General features: G+C 37.4%; 5 protein-coding genes. 1 reads left to right on the top strand and 4 read right to left on the bottom strand.

Features of this window, described 5'->3' with window-relative positions; all coding sequences use genetic code 11:
• Positions 1-235: 235 nt before the first annotated feature.
• The 4 genes from BUC06_RS21590 to BUC06_RS21575 all read right to left on the bottom strand — a co-directional run bounded on the left by BUC06_RS21590 (position 236) and on the right by BUC06_RS21575 (position 3,439).
• Positions 236-970, bottom strand: a complete 735-nt coding sequence (locus BUC06_RS21590; RefSeq protein WP_073336431.1) for an SIMPL domain-containing protein — start codon at positions 968-970, stop codon at positions 236-238.
• 74 nt (positions 971-1,044) lie between these two features.
• Positions 1,045-1,860, bottom strand: coding sequence for a hypothetical protein (locus tag BUC06_RS21585; RefSeq protein WP_073336429.1), 816 nt, complete (start codon positions 1,858-1,860; stop codon positions 1,045-1,047).
• Between the two features lie 19 nt (positions 1,861-1,879).
• Entirely contained in the window at positions 1,880-2,686 is an 807-nt protein-coding gene (locus BUC06_RS21580; protein ID WP_073336427.1) for a hypothetical protein, read from the bottom strand.
• A gap of 6 nt (positions 2,687-2,692) precedes the next feature.
• Positions 2,693-3,439 (bottom strand): carboxypeptidase-like regulatory domain-containing protein, encoded by a 747-nt coding sequence (locus BUC06_RS21575; protein ID WP_073336425.1) that lies wholly within the window; start codon positions 3,437-3,439, stop codon positions 2,693-2,695.
• A gap of 168 nt (positions 3,440-3,607) precedes the next feature.
• On the opposite strand from BUC06_RS21575, the gene BUC06_RS21570 reads away from it, so the two are divergent.
• Complete coding sequence (locus BUC06_RS21570) at positions 3,608-6,763, top strand: UvrD-helicase domain-containing protein (RefSeq protein ID WP_394343278.1); 3,156 nt, start codon at positions 3,608-3,610, stop codon at positions 6,761-6,763.
• The last annotated feature ends 260 nt before the right edge of the window (positions 6,764-7,023 follow it).

Here is a 7,023-nt window from a genome sequence, read left to right as displayed (position 1 = left end):
ATTGTAATCTCGCTGCGTACGCTTGACGTACTGGGTTTCTAAATGTTCTTCCATAACGATGCTTTTTTTGTGTATCGATATTTCAGGACTAGACATCATTAAAATATAAAAACCGCCGGAAGATTTCCCGCGGTTTATTTTTTTGATCTGCCAATCTCAAACAAGCGATTTGCTTATCTTTAATCTTTGGGAGAATATGATTTCTACTGATTTAACAGACTTCAAAGATTAGTTTTTAATTGACTTCATATTCCAGTTTTATGGTAATATTCGCTTCTTTTTCTTTGGAAGAAGTATTGAATGTTCCACCGTAAGAATAGTCTTCATTGGAATTAGGTTGCGTAATCTGAATGACTCCCATGGTCGCTTTTTTGAGACTTCCCAGGCTGCTTCCTGAATTCTCTGCAATTTTCTCAGCGCGTTCTTTGGCATCTTTTGTTGCTCCTGCAATCATTTCCTGTTTTACCGTGGCCAATTTGGTATAAAAATAAGAAGGTGCTGAAGAAGTGAACTCAATACCCCGGTTGATAATTTCGGTAATATTTCTGGAAAGGTTTTCGATCTTTACCACTTCCTTACTTTCAATGGAAACCTTTTGGGTAAGATTGTACCCGGAAAATTCGCCCTGAACATAATTCCCGTTAGAATCGTTATAGCTTCTGAACTGCTTTTGGATATCTACGGAAGAAAACACAATCTCAGTCTGTTTGATTCCTTTTGAAACCAGATAGTCGTTAATCACCTTCCGGTCTATAGCCAGCTCATCATAAGCTGCTTTTAAATCAGAGTTATTTTTGGAAAAGCTTCCGGACCAGGTGATCAGATCGGAAGTAAACTGTTTGGTGCCCAATCCGGTTACGGAAATCGTATTTTCAGATTTATTTCTGTTTTTAATGGCATTCCCTAAAAAGCCAAGCCCAAGGACAAATCCAAGTGCTCCGACTGCTACTGCAATAATATTTTTATTCATAAAAAATGTGATCTGATTGATTCTGTACTAGCAATACATCAATTTCTATTCCGATTTTTAAGAATTCTTTAACATTATTTCTTCTTTTTCTGCTGTTTTAATCTTTCGAGATAAACAGGCATTGTTTCTTCCATTCTGAGTAAGACTCCGGAAAGATTTTTTGCCTTCACGTAGGTTCTTACCTGAGGCTTAACCTCAAAAGAATATTGTATAAATTCTGAGATGCGCTCTTCCGGGATTCCTGCACTGGTAAAGTATTCATTATCGACTCTGTTTCTCACCCACAGAATATGCTCCTGGAGATCATCATACCTGTATTGCCGTTTCTGACGCCTCGCTTTTCCACTGATCAGATCATAGGCACCCTGCACATCCAGTGAACCTAAAAGTATAGGCAGAAGTACTTTTTTCACTTCAGCAGGTTTTTCCCTCATTTTCCCAACAGGTTGTGGCAGTCCTACAGCCTGTTCTACAATTTCGCTTTTATCCACTTTTGCAGCCAGCCTTGAATCGGTTCCCAGATCACCTGTCGGTTTTTTAACAATTTTTACTTCTCCAACGTCTGTGGGTATTGGAATTAAGGTGACCAACAGTTGAGAATTGAATCCGCCAGCAGGAACTTTTGCAGAAACTCTTCTGAAATCTGCTTTTACAAATCTCAGCTCATCATTGGGAGCTGCCTGAATGGAAAACATCCCCATGAAATCGGAAGAAACTTTCTGGTCGGTAGACATATTGATGATCATGACAGCACTTAAATTTTCACCGCTTTCATCTACGATACGGCCCGTTACAGTTTGCTGCGATAAGACGGTATTGAACATAAAAATAAGAAGAAATGAAATTTTCTTCCAATGAGCAATACTACTATTTTCGCATATAAAATTCATTTCTATTCTTCCTTACCAATTAAAGATTATCCAACTTACGGGTTTTCTTGTACTCTGCGAAAGCTACTCTTAATTCATATTCCACCACATCGATCTTAAAGTTTTTTCTGTATTTTTTCGCCATCATACGGGTATCATTGGCATAGAGAAGAAACTGGTCTATGCGCTCCTCATCCATTCCATACTTTTTAAGGAACGTTAAATCCGCTTCCTGCTTGACTCTTTTAATAAAGTCCTGTGTTTCTGTAAAATTAGCTTTGGTAATTTTAAGTTCTGTCGCTTTTTTGAACAGACCAACAGCAGCATCCAAAACGCCCAAAAGGTTAACCTGGCCTGCGCCGTAATCCTGTTTAAAAGTTTTTGAAACCGTATTATCAGGTAAAGCCTCATTCAATGGGCTTTTCATATACTCATCCAGTTCCGATCTTAAAGAAACGATCTTTCGGGATTCATTAAGATGTTTGTTGTCCTTCTCCAGATTTCCGCTAGGCTTATAAGTTATTTTTACTTCAGGAATCTCTATTTCTCTTTTTTCAAGAGTGATCATTAAAGGAGAATTGAAGTCTTCTTTAATCATTTTCTTGTCAAAACGGTAATACCCTTCCTTTACAAATCTGATTTCATCATTTTCTGACGCTTCTATACTAAACCGTCCTGAAGCATCGCTTAATGTACTCTTTTGGTTGGAAACATTAATGACTAAAACCGGATTGATATTGGACTTACCGTTATCCGTAACAATTCCGGTTACCTGCTGCTGGGAAAAAAATTCTGCAGATACAAAAAACGGAATGGTATAAAGACTTTGTTTAATATACGTTTTCATTTGCGTTTATCTTTGAGTTTTTGGAGCGCGGTAAGAAGAAATTCTCGTCAGTACAAACCTTTGAAACCTGTTCAGATCAGCATCACTGCAAAAGCCGTATTTGAGAATTTTTTGTCTCTCAAAACCTCCTGCCAGAACATAGTTGATAAAATGTTCGATCTGAGGTTTTTCGATTTTTAAATTTGTAAAATAATCATCACCAAGCGCTGCATGCAGATAACTGATGAGATCAATATCGTCCCATTTATTTTTCACTTTCCCGATAAAAAAGCCCTGTCCTTTTGGCTGTACAAATTCTCCGGGTTTTGCGGCAAGAATCCTTGGATCTGATTTCTGAGCAATATATCTGTCCATATCTTTGATCAGCTTATCCACTTTTTTAGGTCGGTTAAGATTTTTTGTATCAATTTTCAAATCACCGGTAAGACCCTGCTTGATTTCCACTTCAGGAATTAATATGGTCGCTCTTGCCAAAGTAATATTAAGGGGAGATTCTATATTTTCTTTGGAAACCCTTCTGACAATCCTTTCGTATCCCGCTTTTACAAACCTGAGCTCATCTCCTGCCCTTCCGGAAACCATAAAGTGTCCGTCGCGGTTGGTCACTCCTCTTTCATCCGTTCTGATATTAATTACCGTTACCTCTTGGATTTCTGCATTGTCTTCAGAAATTACTTTTCCGAAAATATAATTCTGAGCATGGAGATGAATGAAAAAAAAGGAAGTTAAAAAAAAGAGTAGTTTAAGTTTCACGGACAGTTTTTTATGAAGCAAATCTAAAATTATTTTTAAAGTAAATGATAAGTTTAACCACAGTTAACGCGTTTTAGGATTTCTTTTTGATTTTTGCGGATCAAACTGTTAAATCGCCGCCCCAAATTGTTAAAATTTCACTTAAAAATTAGCTAACTTGCAGTCTCAATTCTAAATTCAGCAATGCAAAATTCTTATACAGTAATCAATGCTTCAGCGGGCTCGGGAAAAACATATGCCCTTGTCCAGAGGCTTCTGATGATCTGTCTCCGATATCCGAATCAGCAGCAGTCGATCAGGAATATTCTTGCCCTTACTTTTACCAATAAGGCGGCGAATGAGATGAAGGAAAGAATTCTGTCGTGGCTTGGAAACTTTTCCGCAGATAATTTCGCAGAAAACGGAGATCTGAAAAATATTCAGAAAGCATTTGAGGCAGATGGTTTAAGAATCACCATTGATGAACTTCACGTGCGTTCTAAAAAACTGCTGGACTATGTTCTTCACAATTACTCCACCCTGAATATCGGAACGATTGACCGATTCAATTCAAGGCTGGTAAGAAGTTTTTCCTATGAACTTGGTTTAGCTAAAAATTTCAATCTTGAAATTGATGCCGAACCATTTCTAATCGAAGCGGTAGATAAAATGCTTGACCAGATCGGTGAAAATGATAACATCTCCAATTCATTCATGGATTATGTGGATTACAGCCTGGAAAATAATGAAAGAATTAACCTGAATAAAAACCTTTATGATTCTGCAAAGGAGTTTGTAAAAGATATTCACTATGAACATCTGAAAAGTAACAAAAGCTTTGACGACACGAATTATGAGAACATAAAAAACACGCTCAGAAAAGAAATCGTACAGAATAAAAAACAGTCTGCAGATATTGCTGCGAGGTCTGTTGAGCTTTTCAGATCGAGAAATATTGAAATCGAAGATTTTGCTCAGGGTAAAAACGGAATTGGAGGATTCTTCACCAAGGTTCAGGATTTTTATACCCAGAAGAGACCCGGTTTTCCATTTCCTACGACGCAGGAAGAATCTGTCGTGAATAATTACCGAAAGGGTGCTTCATCAAAATCCAAAAGTAAGGAACCTGAAATTTTTGAAATCCTGGATCAGCTTCTTGACAACAGGATGCAGCTGATCCTTTTATATATTGAAACCCAAAAGAAAGAAAAGATTTTATCCGCTCTTCTCCCGTTAAAGGTAAATAAAGATATTCAGGATGAATTAAAAAAAATTGAGGAAGAGAACGATTTGGTTCTGCTTTCAAAATTTAATATCCTGATCAACGAAAATCTCAAAAATGAACCCTCAGCTTTTATTTACGAGAAGGTAGGCTCACAGTTTCAGCATTATTTCTTTGATGAATTTCAGGATACTTCGGAATTGCAGTGGCAGAATTTTGTTCCGCTCCGGGACCATAGTGTTTCTTCAGAAAATACCTCTTTTACGCTGGTAGGTGATCCCAAACAGAGTATCTACAGATTCCGCGGCGGGGAAAGTAAACTGATGCTGGATATCATTAATAAAAAGGAATTCTCTCCCAAACAGGCTACTCTTTTTGTTTTGAAAGACAACTGGAGAAGTGCAAAGAATATTGTTCAGTTCAATAATGAGCTGTACAGATATCATTCACAGGATCTGGAGGAAGAGCACCGGAATATTTTTGGTGAAGATGCTGAACAGAACCCAAGATCACAAATCGAAGGACGTGTCAAAGTAAGTCTGATTGAAAATCTCACCAACGACGATTTTTATCATGATACTTCTGAAAAAATGAGGAAGGATATTCAGGAAAGCCTGGATAATGGTTTTAAATTTTCCGACATTACGATTTTATGCCGTGGCAACTTTGACATTTTCAGCTATTCTCAAAAGCTGGGAAATCTGAAGGTGAAATACCGCGGAGAAGAGACAAATATCAAAACGATTTCGGATAAAGGTCTGACCCTGGAACTCTCGAATACCTTGAAAGCGGTCATCGAATTCCTACGATGGGAAATCAATCCCAAAAACAGACCGAACCTGATCATGATGATGTATTATCTGAATACACTCGGCAGAATCCACATGGAAGATTTTACGCTGGAAATGAAAGCAATCCTTGAGCTGGAAACCCACGAGGAGATTCTTCAGTTGGTTCAGGACAAATATTCGCTTCAACTGAAACAGGAAAATTTCCCAAGATTCAATCTGTATAATTTTGTGGAATATTATATCAATGAATTCGCTGTAGAAAACAAGGAAACAGATTTCCTTCTGAACTTTCTGGAAATGCTTTTCAACTTCACTCAGAATGCGGGTGCCAGCACGAAAGAATTTTTAAAATACTGGGATGAGGAAGCGTCCGGCTACACAATCCAGGCTTCAGAAAACATCGATGCTGTTCAGATCATGACGATCCACAAATCGAAAGGACTGGAGTTCCCTATTGTTTTTATACCAATGATGAATAAAAACAGAGATAGTGAGTTCACCAACTGGTTTGATACCCATCATGACGATGCTTTAAAATCGGTTAATATCAATCAATTCAGTAAAAACCTTGAGGTTTATGATGAAGAAATCGAGGCATTTAATAAAAAGAATTCCTATAAAAACCTCATCGACAGATTGTGCCTTCAGTATGTCGCGACCACCCGTCCTGTAGAACAGCTGTTTTTCTATCTTCAAAAGGCGAATAAAACCTCCAATAATCTGGAGCTGCTGGAATTCTTTAACGAAAAAAATAAGGAAGAGGCTGATGAATTTGATCTGTATGAAGTGCGTCCTGAGATGCTGAAAAAGCATTCTAAAGATAAAACATCGTTATTTAAAACCAAGGATATTCAAAACCTGAAGAACATTAATGAAAACAGGTCTTCCATTAAAATTGCCACGCCTTCCAAAAACTATCAGGTACGGAATGAGAAGGTAAGAATCGGGCTTTTCGTCCACGAATTGTTATCAAAAATCAATACGGAAAAAGATACAGCCAAGGTTCTGGAAAGCTATGTTCTGGATGGGCAGATCACCTGGGAGGAAAAAACTGAGATTCAGGAAACTCTGGTTCAGATTATTCAGAAATATGCCGAATTCTTTGATGAAAAATGGGAAGTGATCAATGAAAAAGATATTATGATCTCCGAGAGAGGACAGAGTCATATTTTCAGACCAGACCGTATTCTGAAAGGAGAAGAAGGCTATATTATTGTTGATTTTAAAACCGGTGAACAGACAGAAAAAAATGAACTCCAGATTGAAAGGTATAAAAATATTCTGGAAGGTCTGGGAAGAAAGGTTTTAAAGACGCAGCTTATTTATCTCTAGAAAAGGTTTTCCACAAAGTTTTCCACAAAGTTTTCCACAATTCATTGTTGATAACTTCCACATAACAAAACAAAATGCTGATTATCAATTAAATACATTTAGTAAAAAGAAAATACATTCCCCATAACTATAAGAAAAGCTTAAAAATCATTGTGGATAAGTTTGGATTTTATCCACATTCTCCCCAATATGATATCAGTAAAAACAAAAGCGCCCGGCCGTTCTTCGAACGGCCGGGCGCTTTTACCAATATATTTTGC

The organism is Chryseobacterium carnipullorum (assembly GCF_900142785.1).
Lineage (GTDB): Bacteria > Bacteroidota > Bacteroidia > Flavobacteriales > Weeksellaceae > Chryseobacterium > Chryseobacterium carnipullorum.
This window is presented reverse-complemented; position numbering and strand designations above follow the sequence as displayed.